This window comes from Kitasatospora sp. NPDC036993 (assembly GCF_055607525.1).
Genome location: NZ_JBVJRP010000005.1, coordinates 302,012 through 317,009 on the forward strand (window position 1 = coordinate 302,012; position 14,998 = coordinate 317,009).

Here is a 14,998-nt window from a genome sequence, read left to right on the forward strand (position 1 = left end):
GGGAGCGTGGCAGCGGTGGCGGCGTACGGCTTCGTCCTCATCCTGCCGATGCCCCACGGTACGGGCGTCTGCGTCATGCGTCCTCCTCGTATCGATGGTGCCGGATCGCTGCCACCGCCTCGCCGCTGAGCGGGACTGCCTTCGAGCCCGCGCGGACGGAAGGCACCGACGGCCCGACGGGGGGGTCGGTCGTCACCCGCCCGGTCGTCGCCGGCGGGCTCAGCCCGGCGCGGGGGCTGCCCCGGAACCGGGGTCGGCTTCCCCCTCGGACCCCTCCTGCCCGCCGGGCACCGCGGGCCCTTCGAGCTGGTGGATCAGGGTCTTGAGCGCCGCGATCTCGTCGTTCAGGGCCTTCCTGCCCGCCTTGGTGAGTTCGATCCAGGTGCGGGCGCGTTTGCCCTCGTAGCCCTTGTCGATCGTGACCAGCCCCGCCTTCTCCAGGACCGCGAGGTGCTGGGAGAGGTTGCCGGCGGTGAGACCGAGCGTGCCGCGCAGGAACGTGAACTCCACCCGCCGGGCTTGCTTGGACACCGCGAGGATGCCCAGGCGCACGCGTTGGTGCACGACGTCGTCAAGGCTGCTGGTGGGGTGTTCACTCATGCGGCGGACCGTACCCGGACCCGCTGCAGAAGAGCGAGCCCGAGTCCGCCGAACAGCAGGATGCCCCCGTCGAGCAGCAGGCCGGGGAGGAGGCCCCACGGCGACGGGTCGGGGAGGGTGCCGGAACTGAGCATGGCGGCCAGGTATCCGCAGGTGATGGCGAGGAGCGGCCAGCTCCGCTCGATCCAGGCGAGCAGCAGCAGCGCCAGGCCGATCGTGCCGGCCGGGCTCACCACCGTGTTGAAGAACAGGGCGAAGGGCGACGGCCCGTGGAGGTCTCCGAGGAACCCGGGATGCTGGGCCGTCCACACCACGTAGACGGTGATGAGCACGACCAGGACCAGACCCAGCGCCAGGTACGGCCCCACCCGGGTCCCCAGACCGAGCCGTCTGGCTCGACGCAGGTAGAACCAGCTGATCGCGGCGTAGGCGAGCACCAGCGCCACCGGCCAGTACCACATGGCCGGCGGCAGGCCGCCGGGATGGTGGTCGCCCTGGCCGTAGCGGACCACCGGCGCCGCGCCCAGCCGCACGGCGGCGAAGACGAGGAGGGGGAACCAGGCACCGCGCTGCTCACGGCGGACCCGGTCGACGAGGGCCCGCTTCATCGCCAGGAGGTGGCGGGGGTCGCTCGGGGGTGGAACAGGGTGAGTCGTCATGCGGAAAGGTTTGCATGACAAACCAGTTGTGTCTAGAGATTCATTTGCAGCAAGATCAACGAGGGCGGGCGAGCCACCCGGAGCGCCGCATCAACGAGACGCTTCTGGCGTGTCCTCAATGCACGTTCACCAGACCGACTTTCGGGGGCTCCTGGTGAGAGCAACAGAGAGCCATACTGGGACACGCTCGCCGCAGGCTCGGCCTGACGACCCCGGGCCCGACCGGCGGCTCCGCCGACCGCCCTTCATGGAGGAGCCCCATGCCCGACCCCGTCTCCGCTGGCCCGGCCACGTCCGACCCCGACTGGCCCGCCCTGCTCCGGCAGGGCACCGGCCCCACCCAGGCCGCATTCCGCGCGCTCGTCGAGCAGACCCGGCACTACCACGGCTACAGCCCCGACCTCGTCTGGGGCAGCCTGCAGACCCGCGCCTACGCCGAGGAGGTACTGCGCCTGGTCGTCGACCTGCACGCCGTCCCGCGCGACATCGAGGCCGGCGCCTCCGAACGCGTCGCCCGCGCCCAGTACATCGGCCAGGACGGACGGACCTACCACGTCCTCCTCGGCGAACAGGCCCTGCTCACCGGCATCGGCGGCCCGGCCGTGATGCGCCCCCAGCTCGAACACCTCCTGGAGACGATGTCGTCCCGGCCCGGTCTCCGCCTCGGCATCATCCCCGCCCGCGCCAGGCTCACGGTCTACCCGGGCGACGGCTTCGGGATCTTCGACGGCGCCCGCGTCGAGGTCGAGGGCTACCGGGGAGGCGAGACGATCACCGACGAGCGCGTCCACCTCTTCCACCGCGCCTTCGACCGGCTCCGCGAGTCCGCGGTGTACGGGGAGGACGCTCGCGCCGTCATCACCTCGGCGCTCCGGGCTACCTGATCGGGACGCGGGAAGCCGCCCCGGTGAGGCCCAGGCGGAAGGGACGTGATCCTCGGCCGTCCGGCCCGTCACCCCGTCAGATCCTCCGCCCGATCGCCAGGTACTCCGCGAGGTGAGGATGCGCAGCGCGTCGTGGGAGAGTTGCTTCCGCAGCCGTGGATGCGATCACCGAGACCGGGCAACCGTCAAGTTCGGCTAACCAACCTGTCCATCCGCGTTCCGCTCCCACCACGCAGGCCGAATCGGCGGACCTACAGAGCAACAGTGGCCCTCGCCAGGCCGATCGTGACACGATGTGCGAGCAGGTCTGACACCTCGACAACGTGTACAACGGATCAGGCGAAGCCTTCACTTGCACACCCGGCAGAGTGGTCAAGAAAGTGCAAAGCCCCTTCTTCGCCGCAGGTCGCGAAGGGTACTCCCCGCACCCTCGGGGGTCAGCCGTGGAGCGGGACGTACGCCGAGCGGTTCATGACGTACTCAACCGCGCGCTGCGCGCGGCCGGCCTCCTCGCGGTGCACGCGCAGGCCGGGATGGAGTACCTCGACCCGACCACGTCGCGGGCGTTCGCCGTCGCCGACCACCAGGTCGCCCACATCTACGTGCGCGACCCCGCCGACCTGCCCCTGGTGGAAGGCCTCGTCCGGGCGCTGCCCGGCGTGGAACGCGTCCTGGACACCGCCGGCAAGGCGGCGCACGGACTCGACCACGCCCGGGCGGGCGAACTCGTCGCCGTCGCCGCACCCGACGCCTGGTTCACCTACTACTACTGGCTCGACGACGCCCGCGCCCCGGACTTCGCCCGCTGCGTCGACATCCACCGCAAGCCCGGCTACGACCCCGCCGAGCTCTTCCTCGACCCCGCCGACCGCCTGGTCGGACTCCGCGTCGCCACCGCCCTCGCCCGCCGACGACTCGGCCTGCGCTCCACCCTCTCCGTCATCCCCCTCGACGCCGGCCACGTCCGCGGCAGCCACGGCCGCCTCCCCGACCACCCCGACGACGGCCCCGTCCTCCTCCTCTCCGACACCACCCGCCTCCCCCGCCTCCGGCCCCGCTACGCGGCCACCGACCTGCCGGAGCTCCTCCTCCGCCTCGCGGGCTGACCGGGTCCGGCGTACGGCCCGTCCGCACGGGCCCGGACAAACTCCCTGCGCTCCGCAGATGGGCCGTCACCTCGGCCAGGAGGACGGGCTCCCGCTGTAACCGTCACCCTCCGGTTGCGAGTGTCGTCCGGATCCGTATCATCTGCGCATGCCATCTGCCGCGACACCGTCCGGGCCCATCTACAACATGAGCCGCGCCGTTCCCGAACTCGGCCGTTTCCAGGACGCCGCGAAGGCCGGGAACTGGACGGCGATCCGCGCAGGATTCGCCTCCCTCGACAACCAGCAGGACATCGCCGCGGCCGCGCGGACCGTCGCCGAGGTTCCAGCGGTGGCCCCCATGTTGAAGGCGGCGGTCAAGGCCGCGGGCGACACCCCTGACGCAGTGCTGCCCCACACCCTGCTGGCCTACAACCACATCCGGCTCGGCTGGACCATCCGCACCAGCTACCGCGCCAGACACGTCTCCGCGTCAGCCACTCCGCGGGGCGGACGGCCGCGTTCCGGCCGATCGGGCGGTGCGGGGTTGACGGGGAAATTGGTCTATGCCACTTTCTGATCGCGCGGCCCGCCACCACCTCCCCCCACCGCTCGACCCGAGGTGAAACCGGGCTCCCCTCCGCCGGTGCCGCGCGCCGTCCCCCACGTCAGGAGAGGAACCCCACCCCATGAGCACCCGAACCACCCGCCGACGCCCCCGCGTTCGCGCGGTGCTCGCCGCCGCCGTCGCCGCCGGGCTCGGCGCGAGCCTCCTCGGCGCACTGCCGGCGGCCGCCGCCGGCGAGACGCTCGCCGTGCAGTACCGCAACGGCGGCAGCGGCACCGCCCAGGCCGCGCCGTGGCTCAAGGTCGTCAACACCGGCTCCGCGCCGGTCGCCCTCAACCAGGTCAAGCTGCGCTACTACTTCAAGGCCGACTCCCCCCCGGCCGCCTACCGCTTCGCCTGCGACTGGGCCGTCCGGGGCTGCGCCAACGTCACGGGCACCTTCGGCACCATCGGTGAGCCCGGCGCGGCCGCCGACCGCTACCTGGAGATCGGCTTCACCGCGGGCGCCGGCACGCTGGCCCCCGGGGCGGACAGCGGGGACCTGCAACTGCGCTTCCACCGCTCCGACTGGCAGTCGGTGGAGCAGGGCGACGACTACTCCTTCGGCAACACACAGACCGGGTACGCGAACTGGGCCAAGGTGACCGCCAGCGTCGGCGGCGCCCAGGTCTGGGGCACCGCCCCGACCGCGCCGACCGTCCCGACCGGTGCGGTGCTCTTCGACGACCTCGACTACGCCGGCCACGACGACCCGGCGCTCGCCGCCCACGGCTGGAACGCGCGCTCGGGCGGCGGCGGTCCCGGCGTGGGCGGGGCGGCCTGGGCGCCCGAGAACGTCACCTTCGCCAAGGCGGCCGGGAACTCGGTGATGACCCTGCGGACCACGACCGCCGGCAGCGCGGAGTCCACCCGGCAGAGCGAGTTCCACAGCCAGGCCACGAAGTTCCGCAACGGCACGTACGCCGCCCGGGTCCGCTTCTCCGACGCCCCGGTCTCCGGCCCCGACGGCGACCACCTGGTGCAGAGCTTCTTCGCGATCAACGACCTCAAGGCCCCGATGGCCGACGACTACTCCGAGTACGACTTCGAGTACCTGCCCAACGGCGGTTGGGGCGAGACCTCGAACATCTTCTTCGCCACCTCGTGGGAGACGTACGGCCCCGAGCGCTCCGACAACGTGTACACCACGGCCCGCACCTCGTTCGACGGCTGGCACGACCTCGTCCTGACCATCGACGACAGCGGCATCGTCTACTACGTCGACGGGGTCGAGTTCGCCCGCCACGACGCCCGCTACCTCCCCGAGCGGCCGATGGTCATCGCCTTCAACCAGTGGCTCACCGACCTCACCGGCCGGGCCGGCACCGAGGAGCGCGCCTACGAGGAGCAGGTGGACTACGTCCTGCACGTCAAGGACCAGGTGCTGACCCCCGCCCAGGTCGGCGCCGCCGTGGCCGGCTACCGCGCCGCGGGGACGTCCTTCACCGACTCGGTCCCCGCGTCCTGATCCGACCGCCGACGGACCGACCGACCGACGGGCCGACCGACGGACCGTCGGGGGCGATCCGACCGGGCTTGGCGCCTCCGCTCCGTTCCACGGAGCCGACGGCGGCCGTCCGGGCGGATCGCCCCCGAGTCCTCGCCACTCAGCGGGTCTCGATCACGACCTTCTCGATGACGACGTCCTGCACGGGGCGGTCGTTGCGGCCGGTCTCCGACGTCGCGATGGCGTCGACGACCTTCTGACCGGCCGCGTCGGCGACCTCACCGAAGATGGTGTGCTTGCCGGTGAGCCAGGTGGTCGGCCCGACGGTGATGAAGAACTGCGAACCGTTCGTCCCGGGCCCGGCGTTGGCCATGGCCAGCAGATAGGGCTTGGTGAACGCCAGGTCCGGGTGGAACTCGTCCGCGAACTTGTACCCCGGCCCACCGGTCCCGTTGCCCAGCGGGTCACCGCCCTGGATCATGAAGCCCTCGATGACCCGGTGGAACACCGTGCCGTCGTACAGCGGCCCGTTGCTCGGCCGGCCCGTGTTCGGGTCGACCCACTGCCGCTCGCCCGTGGCGAGCTCCACGAAGTTCTTGACCGTCTTGGGGGCGTGGTCCGGCAGCAGCCGGATCACGATGTCGCCCTTGTTGGTCTTCAGCGTCGCGTACAGCTCTTCCGCCATGTCGGTCCTTCCGTCGTCACCCATGTGGCGCGGCCAGTCTCCTGGCTGCCCGGACCGGCCCCGGGCCGACGACACGACATCTCACCCACACGAGTGGCCCCGGGAAGCTCCCGCCTACGGAGGCCCACGCCTCCCACCGGTCCGGCGGAAGCAGGCCGCACGGTCGCCTGTGCGAGGACCCGGACATCCTGCGGCACCAGGAACACGAGCGATCAGCCCACATCGGCGCCTGCCGGCCACAATCCCCCGTCCGTCACAGCGGCAGGGACATCACCAGGTCGGTGGTGGCGAATCCGAGCGAGGTGTACAGCGCGATCGCGGTCTCGTTGTGCGCGAAGACGTGCAGTCCGATCCGTACCGCGCCGAGTTCACGCGCGAGGTCGGCGCCCGCGAGCATGACCGCCCGGCCGTAGCCGCGACCGCGCAGCCCGGCGTCGATCTCGATGTCGTGGACGAAGGCCGCGGTCTGCGTGCCGTGCGGGCGCAGGTGCAGCCAGAAGATGCCCACCCGCTCGCCGCTCACGGCGTCCCGGGCCAGGCAGAGACGGGTGTCGTCGGTGGCGAGCCCGTCGGGCAGCAGCTGGGCCAGCTTCTCCGCGGACCTCGCCGCGGCCTCCTCGGCCGTCCAGTTGCCCGAAGTCACGTTGCTGGCGGCGTACTTGGCCACGATGTGGGCGAAGTAGGCCTGGAATTCGGCCTCGGTCATCGGGTCGAGTCGCACCTGCGGAGACGTCACCGTCCGGAGGCTACCCGAGGCCCGGCCGCCGCTCCAGACCGGGTGCGCCGCTCAGCCCGCCCCAGGTCTCAGGCGGGTCGTTCATCGCGCCCGCCTCTTCGCGTACTCCTGTAGGGAGGACACCCCCGGGGCGCCGCGGCTCTCGGCCTCGATGCCCTGGACGGCGGCGGCCAGGCCCAGGACCGTGGTGACGCACGGGATGCCCCGGATCGCAGCGGCGGTGCGCAGGGCCCGGCCGTCGTCCGGGGCTCCGGGCCGGGCGGGTGCGGTGCACGGGGTGGTGACGACGAGGTCCGGCTCGCCTGCCAGGATGCGGTCGACGGCGGTGGGCTCGCCGTCCGGGCCCGGTCCGGCACCGGGTCTGCGGACGGTCCTGGCGGGAACGCCGTTGCGCCGCAGGACGTCCGCGGTTCCCTCGGTGGCCAGGATCTCGAAGCCGGTGTCGGCGAGCACCTTCAGCGGCAGCACCATGACCCGCTTGTCGCGGTCGGCGATCGACACCAGGGCCCGCCCCTTGGCGGGGAGCCGGGGGTGGGCGGCGGCCCGCGCCTTCGCGTAGGCCGCGCCGAAACCGGCGGCGATGCCCATCACCTCACCGGTGACGGCCGTCTCCGAGGCGGGTGAGGTGGCCGGGCAACCGCCTTCGCCCGTACGGAACCCGGGCCGGGGCAGCGCCGTCGCCCTGACCGCGATCGCCGTGCCCGGCGGCGGTGTTCCACCGTCGCCGGCGGCCGGCAGTGTCCCGTCGGCGCGGAGTTCGGCGATGCCGGCTCCCAGCATGATCCGGGCCGCGGCCCCGGCCAGCGGCACTCCGGTGGCCTTCGAGACGAACGGCACGGTGCGGCCCGCCCCCGGGCGCGCCCCGCGCACGTGCAGAAGACCGGCGGCCAGGGCGAACCGGACGGCGATCAGCCCGTGGGCGCCGATCCGGGCGGCCAGTGCCTCGGTGGACTCGCGGATCCGGGCGAGGTCGGCGCGGCCGAGTGTGACGGGCGGCAGGGTGCAGGCCGGGTCGCCGGAGTGGCCGTGCTCGCCCTCCACGTGCTCCGTGATGCCGCCCACGTACAGTTCCTTGCCGTCGTAGAGGGCGTCGACGTCGATCACCGTGGCGTCGTCCGGAAGCCGGCGCGGCGGGTCCGGGAGTGGCGGGGAGGCCGCTGGGGTTCCCATGATCGGCACGCCGGCCTCGGCGAGCCGGTCGGCGAGGCCGAGCGGGGTCTCGCCGCCCAGGTGCAGCAGCACTCCGGCGACCTCGCCGGTCGCCTGCTCGGCGGCCACCACTTCGAGCACGTCCTCGAAGGTGAGCGGCTCGCAGTACAGGCGGGGGCCTCCGTCGGCTCCGGAGGCCGGGGCGCAGTGGACGAGGACCGGGTCGTAACCGGCGGCGGCGAGCGCGGATCCCGCGTGGGCGCACAGGTAGTCGGAGTCGATGCCGTGGCCGGTCCGGGTCGGCCCTCCACCCAGGATGATGATCTTTGGTGGGGTGTCGGTGGACGGCTGCGAGAGTGCCCCGGGCTCAGCGGCGTAGCTGGAGTAGCGGCATCCGGCCGAGGTGGCGGGGTACCCGGGGCGGATGCCGAGGACCCGGCGCAGCTCCCGCACCGCCTCCTCCGACATCCCGCGCAGCCGGGCGATCCGGGCGTCCGACAGGCCGTGCCGCTTCGCCAGCCGCAGGGTCTGCGGCAGGGCGGCGCCGCGCTCCTCGGCGACCAGCCGCGCCACCTGCTCGACGCGCGCGATCTGCTCCAGGAACCACGGGTCGATGCCGGTGGCGGCGGTCAGCTCGTCGACGGTGGCACCGGCCCGGATGGCCTGGTGCACCTGGTTGATGCGGCCGTCGGCGGCGAGCGGGCGCAGCGCCTTGTGGAGGGCCTCGGGGAAGGACCGGCCGATCGCCACCGACTCTCCCCCGGACGCGAACCGGGACACCCTGACGACCACGTGGTCCGGGCTCGGCTCACCGATGGGCGGGGGCTGCGCGATGGTCTGGCCGCGGAGCCCGTTCAGGCGATGTCCGGGCAAGTGGAGTTCGCGCAAGGTGTGCCCGAGCGCCAGCCTGGTCGCGATCCGGGCGAGCGGGAGGCCGGTGGCCGTGGCGGCCAGCGCGCTGGAGCGGGTCGTCCCGGGCTTCGTCGCGACCGCGGTCATCCGGCCGGTGCGCGGGTCGACCGCGAACCGGACGGTGACGCCGCCGGTGACGCCGAGCCCGGCCGTCACGGCCGCGGCGGCGTCGCGCATCCGCCGGTGGTCCCGTTCGGAGAGCGTCATGGCCGGGGTGACCGCGATGGAGTCGCCCGCGTGGCTGCCCATCGGCTCCAGGTACTCGGTCGACCCGACGACGGCCACGTCGCCGTCGCGGTCGCGCAGGAGCTCCAGCTCGAACGTCTTCCAGCCGAGCAGGGATTCCTCCAGCAGCACCTCCCCTGCGGGGCCCGCGGTCAGCGCGGTGTCGGCCAGGGCGGACAGTTCCCGCCGGTCGTGCGCGACGCGCGGGCCGGTGCCCCCCGCGTGGTGGACGGGCCATACAGCCACCGGGTAGCCGAGGTCGTCCGCCGCCGTCTGACACTGCGCCGGCGAACGGCAGATCACGCCACGCGCCACCTCGGCGCCGGCCCGCCGGGCGATCCGCCGGAACGCGCCCCGGTCCCGGCCGGCCCGGATGGTGTCGATGTCGGCACCGATCAGCTCGACGCCGTAGCGTGCGAGCACTCCGGACTCGTGCAGGGCGAGCGCGATGGCCAGTGCGGTCCGCCCGCCGACGGTGGGCAGCAGGGCATCCGGCCGCTCCTTGGCGATGACCTTCTCCGCGGTCTCGGCCGTCACCGGTTCCAGGTAGGTGGCGTCGGCCTGTTCGGGGTCGGTGGTGATCGTCGCCGGGTTGCTGTCGACGACCGTGACGCGGAGCCCCTCCTCCCTGAGCACCCGGCACGCCTGGGTTCCCGCCGAGTCGAGTTCGGCGGCCTGGCCGGTGGTGACCGGACCGGGTCCGATCACCAGCACCGACCCCGGTGCACTGCGCCGTGGCACGGGTCCCACCTCCCCTTCTGGTTCCGGGCGGACGGCCTTCCCCGGGGCACCATGCGCACGGGGTCGGGTACGGACGGGGATCGGGTACGGACGATGGCAGGTGCGGAAGGGCCCGGGTACGCAAGGGCCCAGGTCGGCTGGGGCCCGGGGACGGGCGGGGTCAGGTGCGGACGGGGGCGTCACCGGTGACCGGCCGGTCGTCCGGGACCGTCCAGCGCCGGCCGTTCTCCCAGTAGGACTGGACCTCGTCCAGGGAGCGCCCCTTCGTCTCCGGCGCCAGCGCGTACACGAAGAGCCAGGACAGGACGGTGACGCCGAGCAGGACCACGAACGTCAGCATCCCGCCGACGGCGTCGAGCAGGCCGAGGAAGAACTGGGCGACGAGCAGGTTCGCGGTGAGGTTCGTGAGCAGCATCGCCGACGCTCCGGCGCCCCGCAGGTGGTCCGGGAAGCCCTCGGCGGCGAAGATCCACACCACCGATCCGAAGCCGAAGTTGAACCCGACGATGAAGACGACCAGGCCGAGGAGACCGACGGCCGCGGCGGCGTCGGCGGCGAACATGACCACCATCAGCGCCTGTCCCAGGGCCATCAGGGCGGTGCCCGCGAGCAGGGCGGGGCGCCGTCCGAAGCGGTTGAACCGGTCGATCGTCAGGGCGCAGACCAACGCCGCCGCGGCGCCCGCGAGTTGGACCAGGCCCGGCAGCACGAGCAGTCCGAAGGAGTCCGTGTAGCCCATGTGCTGGAAGATCCGCGGGCCGAAGAACACCACCGCGTTGATGCCGGTGGCCTGGACGAAGAAGCCCAGGACGACGACGAAGACCGTCAGCGTCCGGTAGCGAGGGCCGAGCATGGTGCGCAGGGTGCCCGGCCCGCGCGGGGCGCCGGCGGCCGGGCCCGCCCGCCGTTCCCGCCGGAGCTGGTGCCAGCGCTCGGTCTCCGGGAGCCGGGTCAGCAGCACGGTGCTGGCGAGGGCGAGGACGCCGGGAATCGCGAGCATCAGACGCCACTGCCCGCTGCCCATCAGGAGGTAGCCGCAGAGGTAGCCCAGCGCGCACCCGAAGGACGTCGCCACCTGGTACAGGACGGCGATGCGTCCGCGGGCGCGGGTGGAGGCGGATTCGGCGATGAAGATGGGCATCGCCACGATCGCGACGCCCATCATGGTGCCCTGGACGAGCCGGCTGGCGTCCATCCACACCACGTTCTGCGCGGTGACGGCCAGCGCGGTGGCCGCCACGTAGAGCAGCGCCAGCCAGATCAGGGTGGCGCGACGGCCGAGGGTGACGACCAGTCTGCTGCCCAGCAGCACGCCGGCGATCCAGCCGGCCGAGGTCGCGGCGTACAGCGAGCCCTGCTGGGCGGTGGTGAGCCCGAAGTGGTCCGTGACCAGCAGCAGCGCGCCGGCCATGGCACTGGCGTCGTAGCCGCCGGTCACTCCCTTGAGGACGGCCAGGAGGCCGACTCCGGCGTCCTGTCCTGGCCGGGCGGCGGGGATGGGGTTCACGGGGTCAGTCCCTTCCGTCCGCGGGGCCGCGTGCCGCCGCATCGCCCTCGGCCGGCGCGTAGCCCCCGGCCGTCACCGCATCGCCCTCGGCCGTGACCGCGCCGTCGACGGCCGCCGCCCGCACCGCGGCCAGCAGGGAGGGGTGCATGTCGGCCGAAGCGAGGCAGACCTCGAAGACCTGGTCCGCCTTGTCGAGGGGGCGGGTGAGGTCCAGGGGCCGGCCTTGCAGATCGGTGCAGGTCCCGCCGCACTCCCGGAGGACGCAGACGGCGGCCGCCACGTCCCAGATCCGGCAGCCGCGGTGGACGAACGCCGCGTAGGCGCCGTCGGCCACCATGCAGATGTCGAAGACGCTGTTGCTCATCCGGACACCGAGGCAGGTCGACCCGATGGCGGCCACGAGCCGGCCTTCGGCGGCCATCAGCTCGGCCGGGCCCTTGTCCATCCCGTAGGCCACCAGCGCGCGACCGGGCCCGGTGGCCGGGAGCGGTCCGAGCGGGCGCCCGTTCCGGGTGGCGCCGCGGCCGGTCCGGGCGACGTACACGGTGCCGAACGCGGGCAGCGCCAGTCCGCCCGCGAGCACCCCCCGGGGGCCGACCGCCGCCACCATCACCCCGAACAGGGGGCTGCCGGCGGCGTAGTTGCTGGTGCCGTCCAGCGGGTCGACGACCCAGGTGACCTCCTGGTCGCCCGGGGTCGCGCCGCTCTCCTCCTCCAGGATCGCGTGCCCCGGGTACCGGTCGGCGATCCGCCCGGTCAGCAGTGCGCCGAGGGCCAGGTCGGCGTCGGTGACGATCTGGTTCTCGTCCTCCGGCTTGACCGTGCCCCGGGCCGTGCCCCGGACCTGGCCCCCGTCCGTACCCGGGCCGCCGCCGCGCATCCGGACGGCCAGCTCGGACGCCTCGCTCAGGACGGAACCGATGAACTCCGCGTAGTCCGCGGCCGGCGGGCTCACTGCTCGGCCCGCGTGTACCGGGCGAGGATGGGGCGTTCCGGGCTGATCACGGTGTCCGGGATCTCGTCCGGGGCGAAGAAGCGCCAGGCGCTGTTCTCGGTGGTGTCCAGGGCGACCACGGCGTCCTGCGGCAGCCTGGCCGTGTAGGCGGCGGTGACGTTGTAGATCTCGTCGCCGTGCGGATAGCGGTAGTAGTACTCCACTCCGGAGAAGACCCCGAGCAGGTGCAGCTCGCCGACCTCCAGACCGGTCTCCTCCTTCAGCTCGCGCCGCCCGGTCTCCTCGAAGGATTCCCCGGGCTCCATGAGTCCGCCGGGCAGTCCCCAGCCGCCGGTGTCGGCCCTCTCCAGGAGCAGGATCCGGCCGGCCGGGTCGGTCACCACGACCGAGGTCCCGGGGAGGATCAGCGGCCGGGTTCCCACCAGCCTGCGCAGGTCTGACACGTAGTCGTTCACGATGCTGTACCACCACTTCTGTGCTGTGCCGGATCGTTGGCCAGTCGTTGCCCGTCCGCTCCGCCGACGTGACGACGGCTCAGCCGGACGTGTGGAGCTCGGTGACAAGATCGCAGATCTCATCGACGAGATCCGCGGGCATATGTGAGAAGAGCGGCAGGGTGATCACGCTCGACGCCAGTTCCTCGGTCACGGAGAGCTCCGTGCCGACGGGAACGCCCCGGTACGCGGTCTGCTGGTGCAGCGCGGGGCTGAAGTACCGGCGGTTACTGACGTTCTCCCGGTGCAGGCGCTCGGACAGCGCGTCGCGGCTCATCCCGAACCGCGCACCGTCGACGCGGATCCCGAGGTCCTTGTACGAGCTCGCCGCGCCGGCCGGGAGCTGCTGGAACTCCAGGCCGGGCAGGCCGCCCAGGCGCGAGCGGTAGCGCTCCACCAGGGCCCTCCTGACGTCGAGCCAGCGCGGCAGGGCCCTGAGCGCGTGCGTCCCCATGAGTCCGGACACCTCCGTCATCCGGCCGTTGAGCCCGATGACGCGGCTGTCGTAGTCTCCGGGGTTCCCGTACTCCCTGGCCGTCCGGAGTCTGGCGGCCAGTGCCGTGTCGTTCGTGGCGATCAGCCCGCCCTCCCCGGTGCTGAGGGTCTTCGTCGGGCTGAGGCTGAACACCTCGGCCACGCCCTTGCCGCCGACCATGCTCCCGTCGGGGTAGCGGCTGCCGAAGCCGTGCGCGGCGTCGAAGATGAGCGGGATGCCCCGGGAGTCGCACAGTTCCTGCAACCGGTCCGCGTCGCACGGGGCTCCGAAGGTGTGCATCCCCATCACACCCGCCACGTCCGGGAGCACCGGGGCCAGGGCCTCCGGGTCGAGGGTCCAGGTGCGGGGGTGGGACTCGGCGAACCGTACGCCGTGACCCGCCCAGTCGACGGCGTGGCCGGACGCCATGAACGTGAAGCTCGGGACCGCGATGTCGCCGGTCAGGTCCAGGCAGCGCAGCACGAGCATCAGGCCGGTCGTGCAGTTGCTCACCGCCACGGCACTGGCGACGCCGAGATAGGCGGCCGCGGCCTCCTCGAACTCGCGGACGTGCCGGCCGTTGGTGAGCATGCCGGACCGGAGGATCTCCTGGAAGGCGGGGCCCATCCCGGTGTCGAGGTCGATGGTCGGGCGCGCCAGCGGGACGAGTTCGGGGAAGCGTGGTGGGCGGACGGTGCTCTGCGGGATCTGCGTCATGGAAGGGCTCCTCAGGGCTTGGTCGTCGACGGCGTCCGGTCACGGCGTCCGGTCGCGGCGTCCGGTCACGGCGTCCGGTCAGAGCGCCCGCGTCCGGACGGACCCCTCGCGCCGGGCGACCGCGATCTGGTGGTTGCTGTACCGGGCGGCGCCGAAGTCGGCGAACTCGCCGTCGCGCATGGCGTCCCGGATGTGGCGCACCGTGTCGACCACCCGCAGGCTCGGGCTGAATCCCAGCTCCCGGGCGATCGGATCGAAGTTCACCCGGTAGTTGCGCGGGTCCGTCTGCTCCTTGCGGATCTCCACGCCGGTGCCGGGCACCTCCTCGGCGATCAGGTCGCCGACGGCGTCCATCCGGTAGTTCTCCTCGCGGGAACCGCAGTTGTGGACGGTGGTGCCGATCCGCCGGACATCGCCGAGGGTGAGCTGTACGGCCGCGGCCGCGTCCTCGACGTGCAGGAACGGGCGCCACTGGGTACCGCCGTGCACGGTGACGGCACCGCGTGCGACGGCGTTCGCCGTCATGACGTTGACGGCGAGGTCGAACCGCATGCGGGGCGAGAGGCCGTGGATGGTGGCGAAGCGCAGCAGGCGGGAGGAGAGCATGTCGTGCGGCAGCGAGAGCAGGTAGTGCTCGGCCATCACCTTGGACTCGGCGTAGACCGACTGGGGTGCCAGCGGCGACCAGGCGTCGACCTCCCGGTCGCCGGTGACCCCGTAGTTGCTACAGGTCGACGCGAAGACCAGGGACCGCACGCCGGCCCGCCGGCAGGCCTCGGCCACCTGGATGGTGCCCCGGTAGTTGACCTCCCAGGCCGTGTCCGGGTCGACGCCGCAGGCGGGGTCTCCCACGATGGCCGCCAGGTGCACGACCGCGTTCACGCCCTCCAGGGCCTTCTCCCAGGAACCGGTGTCGCGGACGTCGCCGTCGACGTAGCCGATGCCGGGCAGGTCGAGTTCCGGGCCGCCGACCATGCCGTTGTCGACCACGACCACTTCCGCTCCGGAGCGGGCGAGTCTGCGGGCCAGCACCGACCCGATGTACCCGCGCCCTCCCGTGATCAGGTACCTCTGCATTGCTCGTTCTCTCCTCGCTCTGCCCGTCCGCGCTCCCGGGGGG

Annotated in this window: 13 protein-coding genes and 1 pseudogene; 4 read left to right on the plus strand and 10 right to left on the minus strand. The window is 72.7% G+C overall.

Annotated elements, in window-relative coordinates; translation table 11 throughout:
* Positions 1-219 precede the first annotated feature (219 nt).
* The gene (locus ACZ7C5_RS12995; protein WP_401082080.1) at positions 220-600 is read right to left on the minus strand and encodes a winged helix-turn-helix domain-containing protein; all 381 of its coding nucleotides are present in this window, start codon (positions 598-600) and stop codon (positions 220-222) included.
* Complete coding sequence (locus ACZ7C5_RS13000) at positions 597-1,259, minus strand: hypothetical protein (protein WP_401082083.1); 663 nt, start codon at positions 1,257-1,259, stop codon at positions 597-599. Before ACZ7C5_RS13000 ends, ACZ7C5_RS12995 begins: the two co-directional genes overlap by 4 nt.
* 260 nt (positions 1,260-1,519) lie before the next feature.
* Here ACZ7C5_RS13000 and ACZ7C5_RS13005 point away from each other — a divergent pair, with 260 nt between their 5' ends.
* From ACZ7C5_RS13005 to ACZ7C5_RS13020, 4 genes and pseudogenes are all read left to right on the plus strand, one after another.
* Entirely contained in the window at positions 1,520-2,143 is a 624-nt protein-coding gene (locus ACZ7C5_RS13005) for a DUF5753 domain-containing protein (RefSeq protein WP_401082086.1), read from the plus strand.
* A gap of 479 nt (positions 2,144-2,622) precedes the next feature.
* Positions 2,623-3,249 (plus strand): annotated as a pseudogene (locus ACZ7C5_RS13010) (alkaline phosphatase family protein); the annotation flags it as partial.
* Positions 3,250-3,397: 148 nt separating this feature from the next.
* Positions 3,398-3,808: a hypothetical protein gene (locus ACZ7C5_RS13015; RefSeq protein WP_401082101.1), complete on the plus strand. Its 411-nt coding sequence runs from the start codon at positions 3,398-3,400 to the stop codon at positions 3,806-3,808.
* A gap of 109 nt (positions 3,809-3,917) precedes the next feature.
* The gene (locus ACZ7C5_RS13020) at positions 3,918-5,303 is read left to right on the plus strand and encodes a cellulose binding domain-containing protein (RefSeq protein WP_470322587.1); all 1,386 of its coding nucleotides are present in this window, start codon (positions 3,918-3,920) and stop codon (positions 5,301-5,303) included.
* Positions 5,304-5,442: 139 nt separating this feature from the next.
* Here the strand turns inward: ACZ7C5_RS13020 and ACZ7C5_RS13025 are convergent, their stop codons facing one another.
* The 8 genes from ACZ7C5_RS13025 to ACZ7C5_RS13060 all read right to left on the minus strand — a co-directional run bounded on the left by ACZ7C5_RS13025 (position 5,443) and on the right by ACZ7C5_RS13060 (position 14,955).
* Positions 5,443-5,967 carry a peptidylprolyl isomerase gene (locus ACZ7C5_RS13025; protein ID WP_470322588.1) on the minus strand — a complete coding sequence of 175 codons (525 nt, stop codon included), beginning with the start codon at positions 5,965-5,967 and terminating at the stop codon, positions 5,443-5,445.
* 253 nt (positions 5,968-6,220) lie between these two features.
* A complete protein-coding gene (locus ACZ7C5_RS13030; RefSeq protein WP_401082109.1) occupies positions 6,221-6,703 on the minus strand; it encodes a GNAT family N-acetyltransferase in 483 nt (160 codons plus the stop codon).
* Between the two features lie 81 nt (positions 6,704-6,784).
* The gene (locus ACZ7C5_RS13035; RefSeq protein WP_470322589.1) at positions 6,785-9,730 is read right to left on the minus strand and encodes a carbamoyl phosphate synthase preATP-grasp domain-containing protein; all 2,946 of its coding nucleotides are present in this window, start codon (positions 9,728-9,730) and stop codon (positions 6,785-6,787) included.
* A gap of 160 nt (positions 9,731-9,890) precedes the next feature.
* Positions 9,891-11,237 carry an MFS transporter gene (locus tag ACZ7C5_RS13040; protein WP_401082115.1) on the minus strand — a complete coding sequence of 449 codons (1,347 nt, stop codon included), beginning with the start codon at positions 11,235-11,237 and terminating at the stop codon, positions 9,891-9,893.
* 4 nt (positions 11,238-11,241) lie between these two features.
* Positions 11,242-12,192 (minus strand): inositol monophosphatase family protein, encoded by a 951-nt coding sequence (locus ACZ7C5_RS13045; protein ID WP_470322590.1) that lies wholly within the window; start codon positions 12,190-12,192, stop codon positions 11,242-11,244.
* On the minus strand, positions 12,189-12,647 hold the full coding sequence (locus tag ACZ7C5_RS13050) for an NUDIX hydrolase (protein ID WP_401082121.1): 459 nt from the start codon (positions 12,645-12,647) through the stop codon (positions 12,189-12,191). The genes ACZ7C5_RS13045 and ACZ7C5_RS13050 overlap by 4 nt, the downstream gene beginning before the upstream one ends.
* Positions 12,648-12,726: 79 nt before the next feature.
* Entirely contained in the window at positions 12,727-13,878 is a 1,152-nt protein-coding gene (locus tag ACZ7C5_RS13055) for a DegT/DnrJ/EryC1/StrS family aminotransferase (RefSeq protein WP_470322591.1), read from the minus strand.
* A 78-nt stretch (positions 13,879-13,956) separates the two neighbouring features.
* Positions 13,957-14,955, minus strand: coding sequence for an NAD-dependent epimerase/dehydratase family protein (locus tag ACZ7C5_RS13060; RefSeq protein WP_470322592.1), 999 nt, complete (start codon positions 14,953-14,955; stop codon positions 13,957-13,959).
* Positions 14,956-14,998: the final 43 nt, after the last annotated feature.

Excerpts from the sequence above, each read along its gene's own strand:
- ACZ7C5_RS13060 (WP_470322592.1), bottom strand. The coding sequence starts at position 14,955 with ATGCAGAGGTACCTGATCACGGGAGGGCGCGGGTACATCGGGTCGGTG.
- ACZ7C5_RS13020 (WP_470322587.1), top strand. The coding sequence starts at position 3,918 with ATGAGCACCCGAACCACCCGCCGACGCCCCCGCGTTCGCGCGGTGCTC.
- ACZ7C5_RS12995 (WP_401082080.1), bottom strand. The coding sequence starts at position 600 with ATGAGTGAACACCCCACCAGCAGCCTTGACGACGTCGTGCACCAACGC.
- ACZ7C5_RS13005 (WP_401082086.1), top strand. The coding sequence starts at position 1,520 with ATGCCCGACCCCGTCTCCGCTGGCCCGGCCACGTCCGACCCCGACTGG.
- ACZ7C5_RS13000 (WP_401082083.1), bottom strand. The coding sequence starts at position 1,259 with ATGACGACTCACCCTGTTCCACCCCCGAGCGACCCCCGCCACCTCCTG.
- ACZ7C5_RS13025 (WP_470322588.1), bottom strand. The coding sequence starts at position 5,967 with ATGGCGGAAGAGCTGTACGCGACGCTGAAGACCAACAAGGGCGACATC.
- ACZ7C5_RS13015 (WP_401082101.1), top strand. The coding sequence starts at position 3,398 with ATGCCATCTGCCGCGACACCGTCCGGGCCCATCTACAACATGAGCCGC.
- ACZ7C5_RS13055 (WP_470322591.1), bottom strand. The coding sequence starts at position 13,878 with ATGACGCAGATCCCGCAGAGCACCGTCCGCCCACCACGCTTCCCCGAA.